The organism is Sinorhizobium chiapasense (genome assembly GCF_036488675.1).
Classification (GTDB): Bacteria; Pseudomonadota; Alphaproteobacteria; order Rhizobiales; family Rhizobiaceae; genus Sinorhizobium; species Sinorhizobium chiapasense.
The window spans coordinates 3,187,949-3,210,599 of the sequence record NZ_CP133148.1; the positions used below are offsets into that span (position 1 = coordinate 3,187,949).

At 62.4% G+C, this 22,651-nt stretch carries 21 protein-coding genes and 1 other RNA gene; 8 read left to right on the plus strand and 14 right to left on the minus strand.

The genetic code is table 11. The annotated features are described in order from the left end of the window. Positions 1 to 5 precede the first annotated feature (5 nt). Together ku and ligD are read left to right on the plus strand one after the other, a co-directional pair. Positions 6 to 860, plus strand: coding sequence for a non-homologous end joining protein Ku (gene ku, locus RB548_RS15400; RefSeq protein WP_331372134.1), 855 nt, complete (start codon positions 6 to 8; stop codon positions 858 to 860). A 9-nt stretch (positions 861 to 869) separates the two neighbouring features. Further along, positions 870 to 3,467: a DNA ligase D gene (gene ligD, locus RB548_RS15405; RefSeq protein ID WP_331372135.1), complete on the plus strand. Its 2,598-nt coding sequence runs from the start codon at positions 870 to 872 to the stop codon at positions 3,465 to 3,467. A 31-nt stretch (positions 3,468 to 3,498) separates the two neighbouring features. On the opposite strand, the gene ybgC is transcribed toward ligD, so the two are convergent. Next, entirely contained in the window at positions 3,499 to 3,966 is a 468-nt protein-coding gene (gene ybgC / locus RB548_RS15410; protein ID WP_331372136.1) for a tol-pal system-associated acyl-CoA thioesterase, read from the minus strand. 129 nt (positions 3,967 to 4,095) lie between these two features. Between ybgC and RB548_RS15415 the strand changes: the two genes are divergently transcribed. Genes RB548_RS15415 through RB548_RS15425 form a run of 3 tightly spaced genes read left to right on the plus strand, consistent with a single transcriptional unit; the run spans position 4,096 to position 7,111 of the window. Beyond that, complete coding sequence (locus tag RB548_RS15415) at positions 4,096 to 5,316, plus strand: NAD-dependent epimerase/dehydratase family protein (RefSeq protein WP_331372137.1); 1,221 nt, start codon at positions 4,096 to 4,098, stop codon at positions 5,314 to 5,316. Further along, on the plus strand, positions 5,313 to 6,188 hold the full coding sequence (locus RB548_RS15420; RefSeq protein ID WP_331372138.1) for a glycosyltransferase: 876 nt from the start codon (positions 5,313 to 5,315) through the stop codon (positions 6,186 to 6,188). Before RB548_RS15415 ends, RB548_RS15420 begins: the two co-directional genes overlap by 4 nt. Further along, positions 6,188 to 7,111 (plus strand): NAD-dependent epimerase/dehydratase family protein, encoded by a 924-nt coding sequence (locus RB548_RS15425; RefSeq protein ID WP_331372139.1) that lies wholly within the window; start codon positions 6,188 to 6,190, stop codon positions 7,109 to 7,111. The genes RB548_RS15420 and RB548_RS15425 overlap by 1 nt, the downstream gene beginning before the upstream one ends. A gap of 129 nt (positions 7,112 to 7,240) precedes the next feature. Here RB548_RS15425 and RB548_RS15430 read toward each other — a convergent pair whose 3' ends face one another. The 4 genes from RB548_RS15430 to ruvC form a co-directional block, all read right to left on the minus strand. After that, the gene (locus RB548_RS15430) at positions 7,241 to 8,143 is read right to left on the minus strand and encodes a metallophosphoesterase (protein ID WP_331372140.1); all 903 of its coding nucleotides are present in this window, start codon (positions 8,141 to 8,143) and stop codon (positions 7,241 to 7,243) included. Beyond that, complete coding sequence (gene ruvB / locus RB548_RS15435) at positions 8,144 to 9,184, minus strand: Holliday junction branch migration DNA helicase RuvB (protein ID WP_331372141.1); 1,041 nt, start codon at positions 9,182 to 9,184, stop codon at positions 8,144 to 8,146. It abuts the gene before it with no gap. A gap of 163 nt (positions 9,185 to 9,347) precedes the next feature. Next, positions 9,348 to 9,965 (minus strand): Holliday junction branch migration protein RuvA, encoded by a 618-nt coding sequence (ruvA, locus tag RB548_RS15440; protein ID WP_331372142.1) that lies wholly within the window; start codon positions 9,963 to 9,965, stop codon positions 9,348 to 9,350. 61 nt (positions 9,966 to 10,026) lie between these two features. Next, positions 10,027 to 10,539 carry a crossover junction endodeoxyribonuclease RuvC gene (ruvC, locus tag RB548_RS15445; RefSeq protein WP_331372143.1) on the minus strand — a complete coding sequence of 171 codons (513 nt, stop codon included), beginning with the start codon at positions 10,537 to 10,539 and terminating at the stop codon, positions 10,027 to 10,029. A gap of 226 nt (positions 10,540 to 10,765) precedes the next feature. On the opposite strand from ruvC, the gene RB548_RS15450 reads away from it, so the two are divergent. Further along, complete coding sequence (locus tag RB548_RS15450; protein WP_331372144.1) at positions 10,766 to 11,767, plus strand: LLM class flavin-dependent oxidoreductase; 1,002 nt, start codon at positions 10,766 to 10,768, stop codon at positions 11,765 to 11,767. 70 nt (positions 11,768 to 11,837) lie between these two features. On the opposite strand, the gene RB548_RS15455 is transcribed toward RB548_RS15450, so the two are convergent. From RB548_RS15455 to RB548_RS15480, 6 genes are all read right to left on the minus strand, one after another. Continuing rightward, on the minus strand, positions 11,838 to 12,584 hold the full coding sequence (locus RB548_RS15455) for a YebC/PmpR family DNA-binding transcriptional regulator (protein ID WP_331372145.1): 747 nt from the start codon (positions 12,582 to 12,584) through the stop codon (positions 11,838 to 11,840). 138 nt (positions 12,585 to 12,722) lie between these two features. Next, entirely contained in the window at positions 12,723 to 13,556 is an 834-nt protein-coding gene (locus tag RB548_RS15460) for an MBL fold metallo-hydrolase (RefSeq protein WP_331372146.1), read from the minus strand. A 273-nt stretch (positions 13,557 to 13,829) separates the two neighbouring features. Next, complete coding sequence (locus RB548_RS15465; RefSeq protein ID WP_331372147.1) at positions 13,830 to 17,012, minus strand: efflux RND transporter permease subunit; 3,183 nt, start codon at positions 17,010 to 17,012, stop codon at positions 13,830 to 13,832. Next, complete coding sequence (locus tag RB548_RS15470; RefSeq protein ID WP_331372148.1) at positions 17,009 to 18,169, minus strand: efflux RND transporter periplasmic adaptor subunit; 1,161 nt, start codon at positions 18,167 to 18,169, stop codon at positions 17,009 to 17,011. The genes RB548_RS15465 and RB548_RS15470 overlap by 4 nt, the downstream gene beginning before the upstream one ends. A gap of 288 nt (positions 18,170 to 18,457) precedes the next feature. Then, the gene (locus RB548_RS15475) at positions 18,458 to 19,282 is read right to left on the minus strand and encodes a TIGR00282 family metallophosphoesterase (RefSeq protein ID WP_331372149.1); all 825 of its coding nucleotides are present in this window, start codon (positions 19,280 to 19,282) and stop codon (positions 18,458 to 18,460) included. Positions 19,283 to 19,288: 6 nt separating this feature from the next. Further along, positions 19,289 to 19,870: a 5-formyltetrahydrofolate cyclo-ligase gene (locus tag RB548_RS15480; RefSeq protein WP_331372150.1), complete on the minus strand. Its 582-nt coding sequence runs from the start codon at positions 19,868 to 19,870 to the stop codon at positions 19,289 to 19,291. A gap of 369 nt (positions 19,871 to 20,239) precedes the next feature. Here RB548_RS15480 and RB548_RS15485 point away from each other — a divergent pair, with 369 nt between their 5' ends. Both RB548_RS15485 and RB548_RS15490 read left to right on the plus strand, forming a co-directional pair. Then, positions 20,240 to 20,455 (plus strand): transcriptional regulator, encoded by a 216-nt coding sequence (locus RB548_RS15485; RefSeq protein WP_331372151.1) that lies wholly within the window; start codon positions 20,240 to 20,242, stop codon positions 20,453 to 20,455. Between the two features lie 285 nt (positions 20,456 to 20,740). After that, the gene (locus RB548_RS15490; protein ID WP_331374984.1) at positions 20,741 to 21,637 is read left to right on the plus strand and encodes a LysR family transcriptional regulator; all 897 of its coding nucleotides are present in this window, start codon (positions 20,741 to 20,743) and stop codon (positions 21,635 to 21,637) included. Between the two features lie 108 nt (positions 21,638 to 21,745). Here RB548_RS15490 and ssrS read toward each other — a convergent pair. The 3 genes from ssrS to RB548_RS15505 all read right to left on the minus strand — a co-directional run bounded on the left by ssrS (position 21,746) and on the right by RB548_RS15505 (position 22,619). Beyond that, positions 21,746 to 21,904: non-coding RNA, 6S RNA (gene ssrS / locus RB548_RS15495), on the minus strand. 57 nt (positions 21,905 to 21,961) lie between these two features. Next, complete coding sequence (locus RB548_RS15500) at positions 21,962 to 22,339, minus strand: cell division protein ZapA (RefSeq protein ID WP_331372152.1); 378 nt, start codon at positions 22,337 to 22,339, stop codon at positions 21,962 to 21,964. Between the two features lie 10 nt (positions 22,340 to 22,349). Continuing rightward, positions 22,350 to 22,619: a DUF4164 domain-containing protein gene (locus RB548_RS15505; RefSeq protein ID WP_283961332.1), complete on the minus strand. Its 270-nt coding sequence runs from the start codon at positions 22,617 to 22,619 to the stop codon at positions 22,350 to 22,352. Between the last annotated feature and the right edge of the window lie 32 nt (positions 22,620 to 22,651).

Consider the following 22,651-nt stretch of genomic DNA (forward strand, 5'->3'; position numbering starts at 1 on the left):
AAACGATGCCGGCTCGCGCGCTCTGGAAAGGTCAGCTTCGCCTCTCGCTGGTTTCGATCCCGGTCGAACTGTTCAGCGCGACCCGCTCGGGCGCCAGCGTCTCCTTCCGCCAGATCCACAAGCCTTCGGGCAAGCCGATCCACTACGAGAAGGTGGTGGAAGGTGTCGGGCCGGTCGACGTCGACGACATCGTCAAGGGCTACGAATACGAGGACGACAAATACGTTCTTCTCGAACCGAAGGAAGTGGATTCGATCAAGCTCGAGACAAAGAAGACCCTGGAACTGGTCCAGTTCGTCGGCGTCGCCGACATCTCGCCCCTCTATTTCGACAAGCCGTACTATCTCGTTCCGGCGGATGAGCTTGCGGAGGACGCCTACCGCGTCGTGCGCGACGCGCTCCGGCAATCGGAAAGGATCGGGCTGGGCCAGCTGACACTGAGGGGCCGCGAATATCTGGTGGCGGTCAAACCCTGCGGCGACGGCCTGCTACTGGAGACGCTGCGCTATGCCGACGAACTGCGGAAGGCCGACCCGATGTTTTCCGACGTATCGGGCAAGAAAGCGGAAAGGGAGCTGCTGGAGGTCGCCAGCGCCCTTATCGAGAAGAAAACCGCGCCCTTCGACGCCAACGCCTTCAAGGACAACTACACGGCGGCGCTGAAGGAACTCGTCAAGCGCAAGATGAAAGGCAAGTCGACGCGCGTCGCCGTCGAGGAAGGCGAGCGTCGAGAGCCACGAGGCGACAATGTCGTTGATCTGATGGCGGCGCTGAAGAAGAGCCTGGAAGGCGGCGAGGGCAAGAAACCGCAGTCAAAGGCGCAATCCTCCTCGCGCCGCAACCGCCGGAAATCGGCATGAGGACGATCCATGGTTGCTCGCAATGCATCCCTTTCTCAATACAACCGACGCCGCGACTTTGCGCGGACGAGCGAGCCCAAAGGTACTGTCGCCCGGGCACGCGCTGGCAGGAAACGCTTCCTGGTCCAGAAACACGACGCCACGCGGCTGCACTACGATTTCCGGCTCGAATGGGAGGGCGTGCTGAAAAGCTGGGCCGTAACGCGCGGCCCGAGTCTCGATCCGGAAGACAAGCGCCTCGCGGTGCGCACCGAAGACCATCCCTTAGCCTACGGCGATTTCGAAGGCACGATACCGGAAGAAGAATACGGCGGCGGGACGGTGATGCTTTGGGACACCGGCTGGTGGGAGCCGGAAGGCGATCCGTCCGAAGGCCTGAAGAAGGGCAAACTCTCGTTTCAATTGCACGGTAAGCGGATGAGCGGCGGCTGGGCTCTCGTGCGCATGCGGCCGCGAGACGATGAGAAGCGCGAAAACTGGCTGCTGATCAAGGAAACCGACGAAGCCGCCTTAAAGGATGGGGAGCACCTCGTCGAGGAGAACCTGACGAGTGTCCGCACCGGCCGCACCATGGATGAAATTGCCAAGGGCAAGGGCGAAAAACGGGCACGCGTATGGCATTCGAACAAGAGCACGGCGGCCAATCTGAAGGCTGGCGCGATTACTGAGGACCACCATACAGCCAAGCGTCGAACGCGAAAATCTTCCGGAAAGCCGCCCGCCTTCAAGGCGCCACAGCTCGCGACGCTGGTCACGAAAGCGCCCGCCGGAGAAGAATGGTTGAACGAGGCCAAGTTCGATGGCTACCGCTTGATGGTAGCTATTGGCGGCGGCACTGTCCGTTGTTACACGCGCAATGGTCTCGACTGGACCGAGAAGTTTCCTGCGATCGCCTCCGCTCTCGCCGAGCTCGACTGCAAGTCAGCCCTGATCGACGGCGAGGTGGTGGCGCTGTCGGAGGAAGGCTCGACCTTTTCGGCCCTGCAGAAGGCGCTGAGGACGGGCGCCGCCACACGGCTCTACGCCTTCGATCTCGTCGAACTCGACGGCAAGGACCTGAGCCGCAAGCCACTCCTCGAGCGAAAAGAGCGGCTGGAGGCCTTGCTCGATACGCTCGGCACTACCTCGACCGTTCAGTACAGCGAGCACGTTCGAGGCAATGGCGGACACGTGCTTGCCGCCATGTGCAAGGCCGGACAGGAAGGCATCATCGCCAAGGAGGCGAATGCTCCTTATCGCAGCGGACGCACCCGAAGCTGGCTGAAGGTCAAATGCACGAAACGCCAGGAGTTCGTCATCGGCGGCTTTAACCCGTCGACGAAAAACGGTCGCGCCTTCGCATCAATCCTTCTCGGCACCTTCGAGGGGGACAAGCTGGTTTACCGGGGCGGCGTCGGAACCGGCTTCCGGCAAAAGACCATGGAAGAGCTCGCGGCCGCCTTCGCAAAGCGCCGACGCAAGACGTCACCGTTCGACAGCGTGCCGAGAGAAAGGAACCGGGATGCCGTCTGGCTGAAGCCCGATCTTGTGGCGGAGGTGGATTTCACCGAGTTTACGGCTGACGGACATATCCGCCATGGCTCATTCGAGGGATTGCGCGAGGACAAGGAGGCCAAGGCCGTGAAACTGGAAAGACCGAAGCCGACGGACGCCGCGGCGGAGACCGGGAAGGGCAAACGTGCGGCCAGGCCACGGACAGTGGCGCCTGCCAAGGGTGATGCCGACATCCTCGGCGTGCACATCTCGCATCCGGATCGCATACTCTTCGAAGGTCAAGGGATCACCAAGATCGACCTCGCCCGCTACTATGCGGTCGTTGCGGACAGGATGCTTCCTTTCGCGGCCGACCATCCCGTTTCGCTGGTGCGCTGTCCGCAAGGCGGACAGCGGCAGTGTTTCTATCAGAAGCATGCAAGCGACGGCTTTCCGCAGGAGATTCGTGAAACACCGATCAAGGAGGTCTCGGGCGGAACCGAGAAATACATGTACGTTCGCGACGCCAAAGGCCTCGTTGCCGCTGTGCAGATGGGGACGCTGGAGTTTCACATCTGGGGCGCCACGATCGACAGGCTGGAAACGCCCGACCGTCTGGTTTTCGATCTCGATCCCGATCCAAGCGTCGACTTCGCCACAGTGAAGCGCGCTGCGGCCGCGCTTCGCGACGAACTTTCGGATATCGGCCTGAAATCCGTTCCCATGGTGACCGGCGGCAAGGGCGTTCACGTCATCGTGCCGCTGGTTCGGCGTGCGTCGTGGGACGAGGCCAAGGGTTTCGCCAAGAAGATGGCGCAGCGTTTCGCGGATCGCGATCCGGACCACTTCATCGCCACCATGTCCAAGGCCAAACGCAAGGGCCGGATCTTCATCGACTGGCTCAGAAACGAGCGCGGCGCGACGGCCATCTGCCCCTACTCCACCCGCGCCCGCGAAGGCGGGCCGATTGCGACACCGGTCGGCTGGAACGAGCTCGAGGATCTTGAGACCGCCAATAGCTTCCGCGTCGCCGATATTCTCGCGCGGATTGAAGCCGGATCGGACCCTTGGCGCGACGTCGGAAAGGCCAAGCAGTCGCTGACGAAAAAGATACTGAACTCCCTCGGCGACTGATTCGCGATCATTTCGGACCGTCTGGCCGGGACTATTCAACGCGGGTCGGAACCTTGTGTCCCGCCGCCAGGAACTTAATCGCCAGCGCTTCCGGCAAGCGGCGTGGTCGGCCCTGCCCGTTGATGACGGCGATGATGACCTTGGCAGCGATCAGCAGCACGCCGTCACGACGGATCTCCTGCTTCAGAACCATTTTGGCGCCACCCGCTTTCTCGGTCGTCGTCTCGATCGTCAGGATGTCGTCCATGCGCGCCGGCATTTTGAAGTCGATCTCCATACGGTGAACGACGAAGACGAGTCCTTCCGTATCGCCCTCGATGGCAAGCGATGCCTGTTCGACGCCGAGCAGCCGCAGATAGTCGGTTCTGGCGCGCTCCATGAAATGCAGGTAGCGCGCATGATAGACGACGCCCGAGAAATCGGTGTCTTCATAATAGACTCGCTGCACGAGCCGGTGGCCGTTTTCGGTCAGTTCGCCCGCGAGCGAAATTAGTGACATCGATTCATTCTCCGGGAGGATTTCCTTTTCCTGTGCAGGAACAAAAAGCCATTTGCAAGCATTGCAGCTTTGTCACAATCCTATCCTATCACCTCACCATGTCCTTCTTCGCGATCAGGAGAACCGTGCATGAAGATTGCAATCCTCGGCGGTGATGGTTTCGTCGGCTGGCCGACCGCGCTGCATCTGTCCGATGCGGACCATGACATCCATATCCTCGACAATCTTTCCCGCCGCTGGATCGATACGGAACTCGGCGTCCAGTCGCTGACGCCGATGGATTCAATCCAGGAGCGCACGCGCATCTGGCATGCCGAGACGGGCCGGCGCATCCACTTCAACCTGATCGACCTCGCCCGCGACTACGAGCTGCTCAAGAACTGGCTCGCTGAGCATCGGCCGGATGCCATCGTCCATTTCGCCGAACAGCGCGCCGCGCCCTATTCGATGAAAAGCGACCGGCACAAGAACTACACGGTCAACAACAACGTCAACGCCACGCACAACCTCCTCAATGCGTTGGTAGAACTCAGCCTCGACGCCCACCTCGTGCATCTCGGTACCATGGGCGTCTATGGTTATTCGACCGTCGGCGCGGCGATCCCCGAGGGCTATCTGCCGGTCGGGATCGGGACGACAGACGGCGAGACCGTGAGCCAGGAAATTCTATATCCGTCCAATCCCGGCTCGATCTACCACATGACCAAATGTCTCGATCAGCTTCTCTTCCAGTTCTACGCCAAGAACGACGGTCTCCGAATCACCGACCTGCACCAGGGCATCGTCTGGGGTACGCATACCGAACAGACGCGCCGGCATCAGCAGCTCATCAACCGCTTCGACTACGACGGCGATTACGGCACGGTGCTGAATCGCTTCCTGATCCAGGCGGCGATCGGCTACCCGCTGACGGTTCACGGCACCGGCGGCCAGACACGCGCCTTCATTCATATCCAGGATTCGGTCCGCTGCATCGAGCTCGCGCTCAACAATCCGCCCGCACGCGGCAGCCGTGTCGAGATTTTCAACCAGATGACCGAGACGCATCGCGTCCGTGATCTCGCCGAAATGATCGCCGCGATAACCGGGTCCAGGATCGCCTGGCTTCCCAATCCGCGCAAGGAGGCCGCAGAGAACGAACTGGTGGTCCACAACGAGAAATTCCTGGCACTTGGCCTCGATCCGATCCGCCTTCAGGACGGACTGCTTTCGGAAATCGTCGATGTGGCAAAGAAATTCGCCTACCGCGTCGATCGTTCGCGTGTCCCGGCAGTCTCCGCCTGGACGAAGGACATCGCGCCGTTGATCAATCACGACCCGGAAGGCAAACGGCTGAAATCTGTTTCATGACCCCCGCGACGACTCAGCCGGGGGGGCTCCGCCCCTCCTCGCCTCCTGCCGCCCTCCACGCCTTCGTGACGCTTGTCACCAATGCCGACTATGCGCTCGGCGCACGCGCACTGTTGCGGTCGATCCGGCTGACCCGTACGCCGGCGGATATCGTCGTGCTCTACACCGGTGGAGTGGATGCCGCTGCGCTCGAAACGCTCACGGAATTCGATTGCCGCCTCGTCGAAACGGAGCTCCTGCCGCTGTCCGACGACTTCAACGCCCGCCATCAGCGCCGCAACGTCCACGAGAAGGTCCCCTTCACCAAGGGCCGCAAACCCGACTTCCACTCGCCGCTCGACAATTTCTGCAAGCTCCGGCTCTGGCAGCTCGTTGAATACGAGCGCTGTGTCTTCATCGACGCCGATGCGATCGTCCTGCGCAACATCGACAAGCTCTTCCGCTACCCGGAATTTTCCGCCGCGCCGAACGTCTATGAGAGCCTCGGCGATTTTCACCGGTTGAATTCCGGCGTCTTCGTCGCGGAACCGTCCGCCGAGACGTTCGACAGGATGCTTGCGGTGCTGGACGCGCCGGGGGCCTTTTGGCCGCGCACCGACCAGACCTTCCTGCAGAGCTTCTTTCCCGACTGGCACGGCCTGCCGGTGACGATGAACATGCTGCAATATGTCTGGTTCAATCTGCCGGCGCTCTGGGACTGGCGCTCCATCGCCGTGCTGCATTACCAGTATGAGAAACCGTGGGAGGCTGGTCACCCGCGCACTGAGGCTCTTCGGCCGCTGATCGAGCTCTGGCATGCCTACCTGACCGGAGAGAATATTCCGGATCTCACTACGCTCGACAATCCGGCACCAGCCGGCACCGTGCCCTGATGACCCGCGTTCTTGTTTCCGGCGGCACCGGCTTCGTCGGCCGCTTCATCGTCGAGCACCTCATCGCCCACGGCTACAAGGTTGCTGTCGGCGGTCGCACTCCCCCGCCCGCGGGACTCTTCTCGCAACCGGTTCCCCATGTCGCGCTCCGCCTCGACCCGCATGCGGACCAGCGCGCCGCTTTCGACGACATCTATTATTTCGTCCATGCCGCTTTCGAGCACGTCGAGGGCAAGTATCGTGGCGGTGAAGGCGCGGACCCGCAGGGCTTCCGCCGCGCCAACCTCGACGGCTCGGTCCGCCTCTTCGACGAGGCGCGCGCTGCCGGGGTCCGCCGCTGTGTGTTTCTGTCGAGCCGTGCCGTCTATGGCGAAACGCCGGCCCCCATTGCCGACGAGACGTCACCCGCGATGCCCGACACGCTCTACGGGACGGTGAAGCTGGCCGGCGAAGACGCCTTGAAATCAATGACCGGCCACAGCTTCGCGACGACCAGCTTGCGCGTGACTGGCGTCTACGGGCCGGCAGGTCCCGGACGGACACACAAATGGAGCAGCCTCTTCGCCGACTATCTCGCAGGCAAGCCTGTTCCGCCACGCGCCGGCACCGAGGTCCACGGCGACGATGTGGCCCAAAGCGTGCGACTTGTGTTGGAAGCGGATACGGCCAAGGTCTCCGGCAAAGTCTTCAACGTCTCGGACGTGCTCACCGGCAACCGTGAAATCCTCGCCATTCTCCAGAGGGCAACCGGTTGTTCCTATCCGTTGCCGCCTGCGGCGGAGACGGCGGCTTTCAAGGAAATGTCGACGGATAAGCTGCGTGCGCTCGGCTGGACGCCCGGTGGACCCGAACGGCTGGCGGCGACGATCCGCGATTTGGCGGGATACGGGACCGCGAACGCCGGCGATTGCCCCTCACCCTAACCCTCTCCCCGCACGCGGGGCGAGGGGACGAGAACGTGGGCGCGGCATATTCCCTTCTCCCCGCCTGCGGGGAGAAGGTGGCGGCAGCCGGATGAGGGGCGAATCCAATCGAACGACGCCGGCCGCAAGCTACCCAAGATCGACGACGACGATCTCCGGCGGCACCCCAAATCGGATTGGCGCGACCGAACAGCCGAGGCCGCCGGAGACGATCAGATTGCGGTCGTCGTCGACGATATGGCCATAGGCATACCGATCGCCAAAGCGCGACGGCACGACTGGCGCGAGACCCGCGAACCGAACCTGTCCGCCGTGGGTATGGCCGGACAGCGTCAAGGCGACCCGCGCCGGCACTTGCGGAAAGATGTCGGGCTCGTGTGCCAGAAGAATGACCGGCGCGCTGTCGTTCACCTGCGCCAGCGTGCCGTCGAGATCATCAAGACCCGTCAGGGAGCGCCGGCCCCATTTCTTGCCGGGCAGAAGGGCAAGCTGGTCCTCGAGACCGGCAAGCCAGAACACGTATCCGTCCTTTTCCATGCGGATCGCACGGTTGCTGTGGACCGGAATGCCGACATCCGCCAATGCCCGGTGGCCGAAGGTTTCGCCGCCGCCGTTCTTTTGCGCCGTCCTGTCCTCCCACCAATCGTGGTTGCCCATGATCGCATGAACACCGAGGGGAGCCTTGAGCGTCGCAAGCGCCTTCGACCATTCGCTGGAGTGCACATAGCGTGTCACAAGGTTCATGCCCGAGGCATAGTCTCCGAGCAGAACCGTGATGTCGCCGCCGAGATCGTTCGCCTGCGCGCAGATGGAGGCGATGCGCCTGGCGGACATCCACGGCTCGCAGGCGTGAAGATCGGCAAGCGCGACGACACGAAGCTTCAGACCTGGCGTCCAGCCGGGCGGGGTCAGGTGATAGCGGGCAATATTCAGCCGCGCGAGCGGCTCGATGGCAAAGGCATAGCTGCCGAGTGCCGCGAAACTTGCGAAGCTACCGCCGAGCGTCTGCAGGAATCCTCGGCGCGTGAACATTCAGTCGTCCTCCAGCGTCAGGCGGAACTGGGTCGCATCGAGATCCTTCGGCGGATTGAGACCGAGATGCTTCCAGGCGTTCGCAGTGAGCACGCGACCGCGCGGCGTGCGCTGGATGAAGCCCTGCTGGATCAGATAGGGTTCGATGATGTCCTCGATCGCATCGCGCGGCTCGGAAAGCCCGGCCGCAATCGTCTCGATGCCAACCGGTCCGCCGCCGAAATTGTGGGCGATCATCGTCAGGTAGCGGCGGTCCAACTGGTCGAGCCCCATGCTGTCGACGAGCAGGCGGGTCAGCGCCTCGTCGGCGATCTCCTTCGTCACAGCCTCCGCTCGGGCAACCTCGGCGAAATCGCGCACCCGCCGCAGAAGGCGGCCGGCGATACGCGGCGTGCCGCGTGCACGGCGGGCGATTTCGCGCGCACCCTCGTCGGTCATGCCGAGGCCCATCAGCCGCGCCCCGCGGCGCACGATCAGTTCCAACTCCTCGACCGTGTAGAAATTGAGCCGCACCGGAATGCCGAAGCGGTCGCGCAGCGGCGTTGTCAGCAGGCCGAGACGCGTGGTCGCCGCCACCAGGGTGAACTTGGACAGGTCGATCTTCACCGAACGCGCCGCCGGTCCCTCGCCGATGATGAGGTCGAGTTGGAAATCCTCCATGGCCGGATAGAGAATTTCCTCCACCGCCGGGTTCAGGCGATGGATCTCGTCGATGAACAGCACGTCGCGCTCTTCGAGATTGGTGAGCAGCGCCGCGAGATCGCCCGCCTTGGCGATGACCGGTCCGGAGGTCGAGCGGAAGTTGACGCCGAGTTCCTTGGCCATGATCTGCGCGAGCGTTGTTTTGCCGAGACCGGGCGGACCGACAAAGAGCACGTGGTCGAGCGCCTCGCCGCGATTGCGCGCCGCCTCGATGAAGATCTTGAGGTTCGCGCGCGCCTCCGCCTGGCCGGTGAACTCGTCCAGAGACTGCGGACGCAGCGTCGCATCGAGGTCCTCGCCTCGCTTTTCCGGCGCAATCAGGCGTGCGGCTTCACTCATCTCAAACTTCCATTTCGGGCTGGACCGTGACCCTGCGCGGCGCGCCGACCAATGCCGATCACCGCCATCGTTTCCACGCGCTCAACCTATTGTCATCGCATTGCCCGATCCAGCGCGGATCGCGTCTTTCCATTGCTTTGTGACCGCAGGAGGGCCTGCGCCCTCACCGCGCCAATTCTTTCAGCCCGAGACGAATGAGCTTGGCGCTGTCGCCGCCTTCACCGCCGTTTTTCAAGGCCGCCGCAACGGCGTTTGCCGCCTGATCGCGCGAATAGCCGAGATTGGTCAAGGCCGAGACGGCGTCCGCGACCGGAGCCGAGGCAACCCCTTCGCCCAGTTCCTGCTTGAGGCTGATCGCGGCCGATGGCTCGCCGGCGAAGGCAGGCGCCCTGTTCTTGAGTTCGGTGACGATGCGTACGGCGACCTTGGGGCCGACGCCCGGGGCGCGCGAGACCGATGTCTTGTCCTGCAGCGCGATCGCGCTCGCAAGCTCGCTGGGCGTCAGCGTCGAAAGTACCGCGAGCGCAACTTTGGACCCCACGCCCTGGACGCTCTGGAGCAGGCGGAACCACTCGCGCTCGAGTGCAGTCAGAAAGCCAAAAAGCTTGAGCTGGTCCTCGCGCACATAGGTCTCGATGAAGAGCACCGCCGCCTCGCCCGCCGATCCGAGCTTGCCGAGGGTGCGCGCCGAACAATGGGCGACATATCCGACGCCGTGCACGTCGAGAACGACGTGATCCTCGCCGATCTCGTCAATGGTGCCCTTGAGCTTGCCGATCATCTGACCTTGTCTTTCTGGATAGGTTGGAGCGTAGCCGTTTAAACAGATTCCGGTAGGTGGCCTAGCCAGCAAGAGCCGCAAGCCGGCTGGTAATCGCCTGCCGGTTGTGCGCGTGGCAAATGGCGATGGCGAGCGCGTCGGCGGCATCGTTGCCCTTGAACTCAACTTTAGGCATCAGCACCTTCAGCATCATGTGGATCTGCTGCTTCTCGCCATGGCCGACTCCGATCACCGCCTTCTTCACGGCATTCGGCGCATATTCCGCCACTCTGAGACCGGCACGAGCCGGGACGAGCATGGCAATGCCGCGAGCCTGGCCGAGCTTCAGTGTCGCTGTCGCGTCCTTGTTGACGAAGGTCTGTTCGACGGCGGCCTCGTGGGGCTGGTAGCTGTGCACGACGTCGGCAAGTCCGTCATGCAATTGGCACAGGCGTGACGCAAGGTCCATCTCGCCGTCGGATGTCACCGTACCCGAGGCTACGAAACGCAGCGAATTGCCCAAGGTTTCGATGATGCCCCAACCGGTGCGTCGAAGGCCCGGATCGATGCCGATGATGCGAATCGTCTTCTGCATGTCTCACCCTATGTCGGTCAGTCGGACGCTGCCAGCAAAAAGTGAACAAAACAAAAACACTACACAGGAATGGCCGGCGCAGTGGAGAAAACGGCCTGTGGCGCCGTGCGTCCTTTTAGCCGCACAGAGGCCTATGATTTGAGGAAACATGCAGTACCGCCCTTGGCTTTAACAAACTTGAACCTACATTGCGATGGATCAATTTCTCTTAATTGAAGGTCTTGCCATGATCCCTTTCTCCGTTCTCGACCTGTCGCCAATTACCGAGGGCGGCAGCGTCGCCCAGTCGCTTGAAAACTCGCGCCGGCTGGCGATCGCCGCCGAGGAGAACGGCTACAGGCGCTTCTGGTTGGCCGAACATCACGGAATGAAGGGAATCGCCAGCGCAGCGACGTCGCTGGTCATTTCCCATGTAGCGTCAGCGACACGATCGATCCGCGTCGGCTCGGGTGGTGTCATGTTGCCCAATCATTCGCCCCTGGTCATCGCCGAGCAATTCGGCACGCTCGCCGCGCTCTATCCGGGCCGCATCGACCTTGGCCTCGGGCGCGCACCGGGTACCGACATGCGGACGGCCCAGGCGCTCCGGCGCAACATGGAGACGAGCGCCAACAACTTTCCGAACGATGTCGTGGAACTCCAGGCGCTGCTTGGCCCCATCACCGAAGACCAGAAGATCATCGCCGTGCCCGGCGCCGATACCAATGTGCCGATCTGGCTGCTCGGCTCCAGCCACTTCAGCGCTCACCTCGCCGGCATGCTTGGCCTGCCCTTCGCATTCGCGTCGCATTTCGCACCCGACATGCTGCTCACCGCCCTCGAAATCTACCGGGAGCGCTTCACGCCGTCGCCGCAGCTCGACAAGCCGCATGTAATGGTCGGCGTCATGGGCGTCGCCGCCGATACGGATGAGGAGGCGAATTACCTCTTCACCTCCATGCAGCAATCCTTCGTCGCGCTCCGCCGCAACGCCCGTGGCCGCTTCCCGCCGCCGGTCAGATCCATGGATGGCCTCTGGAGTGGTGACGAGAAGATCTTCGTCGACCACGCCATGACCTACGCGGTGGTCGGCGGTCCTGAAACGACCCGCAGCAAGATCCGGACCTTCATCGAGCAGACCAAGGCCGACGAACTGATCATATCCATGCCGATCTTCGACATGGATGCGCGGCTGCATTCCTTGGAGCTGTTTGGCGAAGCGCAGCGTCAACTCGCTGCGGCCGCTTAAAAGGCTGCGGCTGAAACAAAAAAGACCCGCGCTCCACTTCGGAACACGGGTCTTTTCATCGATCAAAACGTCAGGCCGACAGCTTGGCGAGAATCTCGTCGGAAACCTCGAAGTTCGAATAGACGTTCTGGACGTCATCGTCGTCTTCGAGGTTGTCGATCAGCCTCATCAGCGACTGTGCCTTTTCCTCGTCCACCGGCACGGTGTTCTGTGCCTTCCAGATCGCCTTCACGGTTTCCGCTTCGCCAAGAACCTCTTCGAGAGCCTTGGAGACTTCGCCGATGTCCTCAAAACCGCAGATGATCGTGTGGCCGTCCTCGTCCGTCGTCACATCATCGGCACCGGCCTCGATCGCCGCCTCCATGACCTTGTCGGCATCGCCGGCGGAAAGCTTGTAGGTGATTTCGCCAACGCGATCGAAGGAGAAGGAAACCGAGCCGGTTTCGCCAAGTGCGCCGCCAGCCTTGGTGAAGGTCGAGCGGACATTGGAGGCGGTGCGGTTGCGGTTGTCGGTCAGCGCCTCGACGATAACGGCGACGCCACCCGGGCCGTAGCCTTCGTACCGGACTTCCTCGTAGTTCTCTGCATCGCCACCCGATGCCTTCTTGATCGCCCGCTCGATGTTGTCCTTCGGCATCGACTGCGCCTTGGCGTTCTGGATCGCCAGCCTGAGGCGCGGGTTCATCGCCGGGTCAGGCATGCCCGACTTTGCGGCGACGGTGATCTCGCGCGCGAGCTTGGAAAACATTTTCGAGCGCACCGCATCCTGACGGCCCTTGCGGTGCATGATGTTCTTGAACTGTGAATGGCCAGCCATGGCGCCCTCTGCATGCATGAATTTATTGGGATGGGGCGCCTTATAGTTTTATTGCCGCGCCCCGTCCAGCAGGGGCGCCGTCTTTTCAATGCGCGGAAATCCGACGTCGTCAAAGCGCGGAACGCCGCCGTGGACGGCTCAGGCGCCCCGGAGAACGTAGATCAGTGGCTTGCTCGGCAGGGAGCGCAGCGAGACCTTCACGCTTGGCCCCGTGGCAAAGCTCTTGTCGTAGTCGTCGCCGAACATCGCCAGAAAGTCGTTGATCAACGGCGGCCGGTGCATCGGCAGGATCAGCGCCGCACGCAGGCGGGATACGACGCGGCTCATGCTTTCGGCGCCCATGGTCAGGCCGCCATCGACCGGCACCATCAGCACGTCGAGCCGACCGATCTGGCGGTAATGGCTGTCGTCGAGTTCGTAATGCAGGTGGCCGAGATGGCCGATGCAGAGGCCGGCGACCTCGAAGATGAAGATCGAATTGCCGTCGGCTTCCATGCCGCCGTAACCGGAGCGAATGTCCGTCGAGACATTGCGGATATAGGCGTCGCCGACGACGAGATCGTGGTCGGCCGGCTCGCCATCGTCGCCCCAGCCATGCAGGACGTGCCGGATGGCGGGATCCGGCGTCAGCGTGTAATGGCTGGAATGGGCCCTGTTCATCGTCACCACGGTGGGCGGCGCGGGGGTCCGGAACCAGCCGTTGTAGTCGGTCGCGATCGAAATTCCGCCCGGCGTTTCGATCAGGAACGTCGAATGGCCGAGATAGGTGATGTTGACCTCGCTGTCGGTCGCGGTCGCCGGCATTGCCGCCGGAACCGTGAAACTGGCGAATGTCGCTTTCGGCGTGGTTTGCGCGATCGCCTGGCACTGGCTCACCGGCGGCCGAGGCTGTTGCGCATGCGCATGTTCGGGCCAGAACGTATGGATCAGCCAGATGGCGGCCATGGTGTAGGCAAGGTATCGGAGCAGCATCCTTCACCTCTCACACGCGTTTTCAGAGCGGGATGAGGAAAAGTGTGCGCGGTTTTCCGCCCGCATCCCGCTCTAACTCATTAGAATAGATCAAGATGACTTTAGGTCGATAAGACCTAAAGTCACCGTGATCTAGCGGGTGGCAGGATCATTCAAGGTCGAAGCTCCGTCCAGCGCCAAACGACCGCGCCCGCTCACAATCGCGTCATTGTCCGGATTGTCGGGCGGAGCGTCTCCTTCCGGGAGCCCTTCGGCCGGCTCCCGAAAGGATCGTCATTCCGCCGGCGCCTCCGCCGCTTCTTCCTTGATGACCTTGGCACGCTTTCTGCCCAGCAAGCGCAAGGTCACGTAGAAAACGGGGGTCAGGAAAAGGCCGAGAAACGTGACGCCCAGCATGCCGGAAAAGACCGCGGTACCGAGCGACTGCCGCATTTCGGCGCCGGGACCCGTCGCAATCACCAGCGGCACGACGCCGAGGATGAAGGCGAAGGCGGTCATCAGGATCGGACGTAGCCTCAGCCGGCTTGCGTCGATCGCCGCTTCGACGGGCGTCTTGCCTTCCTCCTCCCCCTGTCTGGCGAATTCGACGATCAGAATCGCGTTTTTCGCTGCAAGGCCGATCAGCACGACAAGACCGATCTGCGTGAGCACGTTGTTGTCGAACCCCCGGATGGCAACGCCGAGAAGCGCGGCGAGAACGGAAAGCGGCACGATCAGGATGATCGCCAGCGGCAACACCCAGCTTTCATATTGCGCGGCGAGCGCGAGGAACACGAAGACCACCGAAAGCGTAAAGATGAAGACGGCCGTGTTGCCGGTCTGGCGCTCCTGGAAGGCAAGCTCGGTCCACTCGAAGGTAGTACCCTGCGGCAGGATCTGGGCGGCGAGTCCTTCCATCCTGTCAAGCGCAGTGCCGGTCGCGACGCCGGGCGCCGGATTACCCTGGAGGGGCACGGAGACATACATGTTGTAGCGTTGGACAAGCGAAGGCCCGCTGGTATCGCGGATCTCGACGAGCGTCCCGAGTGGTACCAGCGCGCCCGATGCGGAACGAACTTTCAGGGCGAGGATATCCTCCCGCTCCACCCGATATTTCTCGTCGGCTTGGGCGCGAACCTGGTAGACACGACCGAATGCGTTGAAATCGTTGACGTAGGACGTTCCGAGATTGATCGAGAGCGTCTCGAAGATATTCGGGATCGGCACGTTCAATGCCCGCGCCTTGTCGCGGTCAATCGCCAGAAAATATTGAGGACTGGAGTCAGAGAAGGTGGTGAACACGCCGGTCAACCCTTCGGTCTGGCTGGCCGCCCCCATCATCTGGCGGGCGAGCGCCAGTGCCCGGCCCATGTCGGCGTTCTGGCGGTCCAGGACCTGCATCTTGAAGCCACCGGAATTGCCGATGCCGCGCACGGACGGCGGCGGAATGGCGATGATGAAGGCTTCCTGGAGGCTCTGCATCGTGCCGAAGATCTGACCGATGATCTGGGTCGCGCTCTGCCTGTTCTTGAGCCGCTCCTCGAAACTGTCGAAAGGCGTGAAGATGACGCCAGCGTTGGACGCATTGGTGAATGTCGCGCCACTGAAACCGGCAAAAGCGACGGCGTCCCTGACGCCGGGCACCTCCTTGATCATCTCCGATGCGCGCCGCACGACCGCGTCGGTCCGTTCGAGCGAAGCGCCATCCGGAAGCTGGATAACGACGATGGCGTAACCCTGGTCCATCGTCGGGATAAAGCCGCGGGGCACCACCTGCGCCATGTAGGCGGTGGCGCCGAGAAGCGCGACGAAGACGACGAGCGCCGCCACGAGAGCCACTTTCGTCTTGACGAGGTGGCGCACCACCCACCCGTAACCATCCGCCATGCGGTCGAAGCCACTGTTGAAGCCGTTGGCGAAGGCCCGGCCGAGCCGCGTGATCGGATTGCGGCTCTCGTGCTCATGGTTCTCGTGCGGACGCAGCAAAACGGCGGCGAGCGCCGGTGACAGCGTCAGCGAATTGATCGCCGAGATCACGGTCGCAACCGCGATCGTCACGGCGAACTGCAAATAGAACTGGCCGGAAATACCCGGAATGAAGGCGGTCGGCACGAACACCGCGGTCAGAACGAGAGAGATCGCGATGACCGCGGCGCCCACCTCGTCCATCGTCACATGCGCCGCCTCTCTCGGCGTCAGCCCACGCGCGAGATTGCGCTCGACGTTCTCTACGACGACGATCGCGTCATCGACGACGATGCCGATCGCAAGCACCAGCCCGAAGAGCGTCAGCATGTTCAGCGAGAATCCGAACGCAAAAAGCAGCGCAAAGGTGCCGATCAACGAGACCGGGATGGCCACGATCGGGATGATGGCCGTGCGCCAGGACTGCAGGAAAACGATCACAACAAGGGCCACGAGGAGCGCGGCCTCGCCGATCGTCTTGTAGACCTCACTGATCGATTCCGAGATGAACTCCGTCGGATTATAGATGATCCTGTATTCCAGCCCGTCCGGAAAATCCTTCGAAAGCTCCGCCATCGTGGCCTGGATCGCTTCCGCCGCGGCAAGCGCATTGGTACCGGGGCGCGAGAAGATGCCGAGCGCGACGGCCGGCTTGCCGTTCAGATAGCTGTTGGTGACGTACTCGCGGGCGCCAAGCTCGACGCGGGCTACATCCTGTAACTGCACGAGCCGGCCGTCTTCAGTGGCCTTAACGATCACGTAGCGGAACTGCCGGGGATCGCTGAAACGCCCATCGGTCGTAACCGTATACTGGAAGGCGCTGTCGGCTGACATCGGCGGGCCGCCGATGGAACCACCCGAAACCTGGACGTTCTGCTCGCGCAGCGCCTCGACGACATCCCCGGAGGTCATGCCGTAGGCGGAGAGCTTCTGCGGATCGAGCCACACGCGCAGCGCATATTCGCGCTCGCCGAACAGCGTAACGTCGCCGACGCCGTCCAGTCGAACGATAAGATCGCGGATGCGCGTGCGGGCGTAGTTCGAGACGTAGAGTTGGTCGTAGCGATCGTTCGGCGACAGCAGATGAACGACCATCATCAGGTCGGGCGAGCTTTTGGTCGTCGTCACGCCGATGCGCCGGACTTCCTCGGGCAGCCGGGGCTCGGCAACCGAAACGCGGTTCTGCACCAGCACCTGCGCCTGGTCGAGATTCGTGCCAAGCTTGAAGGTAATCGTCAGCGCCATCGAGCCGTCGGCGGTCGAATAGGAGGACATGTAGAGCATGTTCTCGACGCCGTTGATTTCCTGCTCCAGCGGCGTGGCGACGGTGTTGGCGACGGTTTCCGCATCCGCACCCGGATAGGACGCGCGCACCACGATCGTCGGCGGCGCGATTTCGGGATATTGCGCCACCGGAAGCTGGAAATAGGCGATGCCGCCGACGATCAGCAGCACAATCGAGAGCACCGATGCGAAGATCGGCCTGTCGACGAAGAAATGCGCGAACCTCATTGGGCGCTCTCCGCCGCTTGCGCCGCTTCCTGCGGCAGCACGACGAGCTCGGGCTTCACCTTCGCGCCCGGCCGGACGCGCACGAGACCGTTGACGATAATCGTCTCCTCGCCCGTCATGCCGCTGCGAATGACCCGGTAGCCATGCAGTCGCGGCCCGAGGCGCACGGGCTTGGTCACGACGCTGCCATCCTGGCCGACCTCGTAGACGACGCGTTCGTTCTGGTCCGCAGCGATCGCTTCATCAGGAACGAGGATCGCCTTGTAAGTGTTCGAGCCTTCCACCTCCACGCGCCCGAAGAGGCCCGGCTGGAGAATGAAGTTCGGGTTCGCGAACCGGGCGCGCAGGCGCATCGTGCCTGTCTGGTTGTCTACCCTGTTTTCCGAAAAATCGAGCTTGCCTTCGAATGGTCGTTCGGTGGCGTCGGCGATCGTCACCAATACGCCGAGCGCCCCGCCGCCCTCCTGAAGCACGCTGCCCCGCTCCCGGGCGGTGCGGGCGTAGGAGAGCACGCGACGCTCGTCGACATCGAAATAGAAGTCGATCGGATCGAGCGATACGATGGTCGTCAACACCGTCTGATCCGCCTGGACGAGATTGCCCGGCGAGATCAGGCGCCGATCGACGCGGCCGCTCAGCGGCGCGGTGATCGTCGTATATTCGAGATCGAGCCTGGCGCGCTCGACGGCCGCCTCGTCGCCGCGCACATTGGCTTGCGCCGCGAGCAGTGCGCGACGATCGTCGTCGAGCCTGGAGACGGAGAGCGTCCCCGTGCCCGCCAGCGATTCCGTTCGCTTGAACTGGGTCTCCGCGAATTCAAGTGTCGACCGCGCCGCTGCAAGCGAGGCTTCGGCCTGGGAGAGAGCGGTGCGGAACGGCCGTTGGTCGATGACGAAAAGCTCGTCGCCCTTCTTCACCAATGCCCCGTCGGTAAACAAGACCTGGTCGAGATAGCCGCCGACGCGAGCACGGACGGCGACCTCGTCGACAGGTTCGAAGCGACCGATGAACTCGTCCGCGTCGATCACGTCGCGCACGACCGGCTTGGCGACGGTCACGGTCGGCGCCGGCGGTGCGTTCTGAGCCGCCGCGAGCGATGCGGCGAGAAGAAAGAACGGAACGCTGAAGAGCGCTGGCAAACGCCACATTCGCAACATGCACGTCCTCCGAAAGCCTTGAAACCAAAATCACCTGGCGCAGATCTGATTGTCCGGGCTGGCGACAGAAACCCGAAGCACAAGCCTCCGGGCGGCACGAAATGGAAAACTTGCAAACAGCGGCCGCATCCCAGGCGGCTCTGATTTTGACGCTAACCTGCCACCATTTGGCAGGGCTGTCACTTGAAAAAAGCCAATTCCAAAAAGACGATACGGCGGCCACGGATCACTACCAACGGCTGCAAGAATCGGGCGAGAAATCGCGAGGTCGCGCGGGCAGCGCCCTGTTTACGACCAGAACTCCGGGATCGTTTCGCCGAGCCTCGGGCCGAGCCGGAGCGGTGCGATCTTCTCCGCAAGGCCAGTGCGATCGGAAATCTCGACGCCGACGCCGCAGATGGTTGCCGGGCCGGAAGCCGCCTCGAAGCGGCCCTTCGGCATCTTGGAGATGAACCGGTTCAGCGGCTCTTCCTTGTCCATGCCGAGCGAGGAGTCATAGTCGCCGCACATGCCGGCATCGCTGATATAGGCGGTGCCGCCGTTGAGGATCTGGTGATCGGCGGTCGGAACATGGGTGTGGGTTCCGACGACGAGGCTGGCGCGGCCATCGACGAAGTGTCCGAAGCACTGCTTTTCGCTGGTGGCCTCGGCGTGGAAATCGAAGACGATGGCGTCGGCCTGCTCGCCGAGCGGACAGGCGTCGAGGATCACCTCGGCGGCCTTGAAAGGATCATCGAGCTCGGGATGCATGAAAACCCGCCCCATGACATTGGCGACCAGCACGCGGGCGCCGTTGCGGGCAAAGAAGAGATTGGAGCCACGCCCCGGCGTCCCGGCCGGATAGTTCGCAGGGCGCAGGAATTGGTCATGCCTCTCGCAGAAGACCACGGCTTCCTTCTGGTCCCAGACATGGTTGCCAGTCGTCACGACGTCAGCGCCGGCATTGATCGTTTCCAGGAAGATGTCTTCGGTGATGCCGAAGCCGCCTGCGGCGTTTTCGCCGTTGACGATGACGAAGTCGAGCTTCAGGTCGCCGACCAATCCGGGTAGGCGCTCCCAGACCGCCGTGCGGCCCGTCTTGCCAACCATATCTCCCAGAAAAAGAAGTCGCATACCCGTTCAATCCTGTCTGAAATGCCGAAAACCGCTCTCGGTCAGCACCGCGTCCAACGCGACGTCGTGCGGCTCAGCCGGCACTGATGCCACTTCCTGGCAGTCGAAAGCAATCCCGATCAGTCGCGGCATGTGACCTTTGCGGCGCAACCGGTCGATTGCCCGATCATAATAACCGGCGCCGTAACCGATCCGGTGCCCGACCGAATCGAATGCCGACAACGGCACGAGCATGATGTCGGGATCGAGTTCGGGCGCCTCCGGCCCGGGGCCGGTCGTACCGAAGCCGGTTTCGACCACCGCGACGCCGTCGACGAGTTCGCGGAAGACGATGGTCTTCTTGTCCATGATTATCGGCAGGCAGAGCCGGGCGCCGCGGTCCTTGAGCCGCACCATCAGCGGACGGATGTCGGCTTCCGAGCGAATCGGCCAGAAACCGGAAACGACATGGCCGGGATCGAGCGCGATGATATCGCCGGCGTGGTCGGCCATGGAAAGGCTCGCCTCGATGCGCACCTCCAACGGCATTCCATCACGCAGAGCCAGGCGTTCCTTGCGCAGTGCTGCCTTCAAATCCTTCGGTGACATCCGACGACCTCTTCCTGCGGGTTCGCGCCCTTCATAGCGCAATGCACCCGGTAGCTGGAACCACGCCGCCGCCGCTTTTGCAACACCTACAGCGCCGCGCGTCTTATCAGACGCGCAAAGGACGCTGGAGCACCTTGAATTGCGGCGTGTTTTAAATCGGCTACGATCTAAGAAAACACGCAGACAATCCCGCGCGGCTTTCCCATTTCGGGACGGCATTAGCGCCCCATTCATCACAGCGCACGGTTCCGCTTTCGCACGTCACCCTGCGCGTGCAAATAAGTTCGCTTTTCCAATAATTAGCAGAGTCTAATTCGCGCAGTCGATGCAACGGCGCGGCCTTACAGGCGAGAGCAGCGGGCAGACAAGATGAATCAACTCGACCCCCTCGAACTGCGTTGCCTCACGCTAGCCGCCTGCGGCAGGACCAGGCAGGAAATGGTGCGTGAGACAGACATTCCGATGGAACGCATCAACAGGGCGCTCGATGAGGCGATGCGGAAGCTTCAGGCAAGCAATCTCGCGGAGGCGATCTTTCGCGCAGCAAGGCTCGAACTGCTTCATAACATCCAGTGGGAACGATAGACCGGCTCCAGGCGCATAGCGTCGAGGTCCACAGGCCATCCGGGCTCACCTGGCAGGCCAGCGTCGCTCAGCAATCGCGGATTGTGCCACGGTGCTTCGCAACACGGCGCTGCGTTCGCGGCCTGCCACGCGCGCCAGCGCACAAAAAGCCCTTGCAGTTGCATGACGAAGGACGCGCCGGCGGAACCGGCGAGGAAGGGCACAGTCATGAGCGGGTCTCCGGTAGGCGCTCGACAGTGTTGAATTCTCCACCTTCCGTTGACATCCGACAAACGAATTGCAAACATAGCTACCATCAGTTTTTCTGATGGCTGTGCAATGTCTCTCCCACTCGACAGCGACCTCCTGAGAACCTTCCTTGCGGTTGCCGACACCGGCAACCTGACCAAGGCGGCCGACAGTGTCGGGCGCACCCAGTCGGCCGTTAGCATGCAGATCAAGAAGCTCGAGGACGCGCTTGGCGACACGCTTTTCGACCGGCATTCGCGCGGGGTCGTGCTGACGAGACAAGGTCGGCGCCTTGTCGACAACGCGCGGCGGATCGTGGCACTCCTCGATGATACTGCGGCGGCCATGCGCCAACCCGCGCTCGACGGTTCGGTCAGGATCGGGATTCCCGAGGAATATATCAACTCCACTCTTCCAAGAGCGTTGGGTGCGTTCGCCGCCATACACCCTGGCGTGGAGGTTACGGTGCAACAGGGTACCTCGATGTCCAACCGGATGGCGCTCGAGGCGGGCGAAATCGATATCGCCGTCGTTTTCGAGCCCGGAGGCCGCACCAGGAATGAAGTCCTCATGGTCGATCCCACCGTCTGGGTAACCTCGGATCAACACGGCACACACGAGCGGCAGCCGCTGCCGATAGCCACATACACGTACGCCGCGGGCGGATGGTGCGATGATCTGGCGATGCAAAACCTGAAGAAGCGGGGAAAGCGGAGTCGCGTCGCCTATGTGAGTCGAACGAGCGGCGGCCTGATCGCGGCCGTGGTTTCGGGTCTTGCGATTGCGCCGCTGTCGCGTAGCGCCATACCGCCCGGCTGTCGCGAACTGACCGAGGAAGACGGTTTTGGCATCGTCGACATGTCGAATGTCGTGCTGCGCACCAGGCTGGAAAGCCGATCACCGACGATCGATGCCATGGCGGACGCCATCCGCAGTGCCTTCTTCGGCACGTAGTGCAGGTCTCCGACCTCGATTTAAGGACAAAGACATGCAGCAAATCAATGCGACCTTTGCGCATCTGATCAGACGCGCGGCGCTGTAGTGATCCGCCACGAAAAGGAGGTGCGATCCACGACGACCGGTGGATAGTTTACGATCCCGGGTGCCTACTAAGTAGGTGGGCGCCGTGTGTCCGAACCCACGAGTCCGGCCAGGGACAGCTCCCTTGAGATCGTGTATGGCCCCGGGGATTGTGGTTCCTGTCGGGAAGCGCAGATCGCGCGCTCAGATATAGAGGCTCTTTGCGGTTTTCGCCAGAGGCGTTTTTTTAGAACGCGATCAGTTGGCCGGCGTAGCGGCGCGACCGTTGAGCCTGGCAGCGATGCTGTGGATCTGGGCCGTGACTTCGCTGAGTGCCAAGGCCAGTGCCTCCTCGCTCCGCGCCTGTTCGGACAACACAACGTCGTTGCCGTTCTTCAGGTTTCCCAGTTCCGTCTCAAGGCTCTTGAGCCGGCGATTGACCTCGCTCAATTCGTCCATGACCATGATGCCGGCCATCACGGTCAGCCGCAGATCGCCGATTTCTCCAAACTGTCCCTTGAGATGGCCCACATATTGATCGAATCTCGCCGCGAGGTCGCTCAGGTGGTCTTCCTGCCCTTCCTCGCAGGCCATCCGGTAAGCCTTGCCGTCGATCGTCACCGTTACCTGCGCCATCGCGTAAACCTCAACGATCCAGCACCGCTCGAATGGTTTCCATCGCCGTCACCAGACGACGGGAAACTTCGCGGTTGACCTCTTCCAGCCGGTTGGCCCGGAACTGGGACTGGTCGAGTTCCTGTGCCAGCCGCGACCGGTCGGTATTGACCCGCCGCACCTCACCTTCGAACTCGCTCAAATCCCTTTCCTTGTCGAAACGACCGTCGATCGCGCCCTCGAGCGACTGGACCGCGTTCCGTAGCTCCTCGATCGCCGCTTTGACCGTCTTTGCCGGCATGCTCCGATACCTCGCTAGAGCGGGATGAGGAA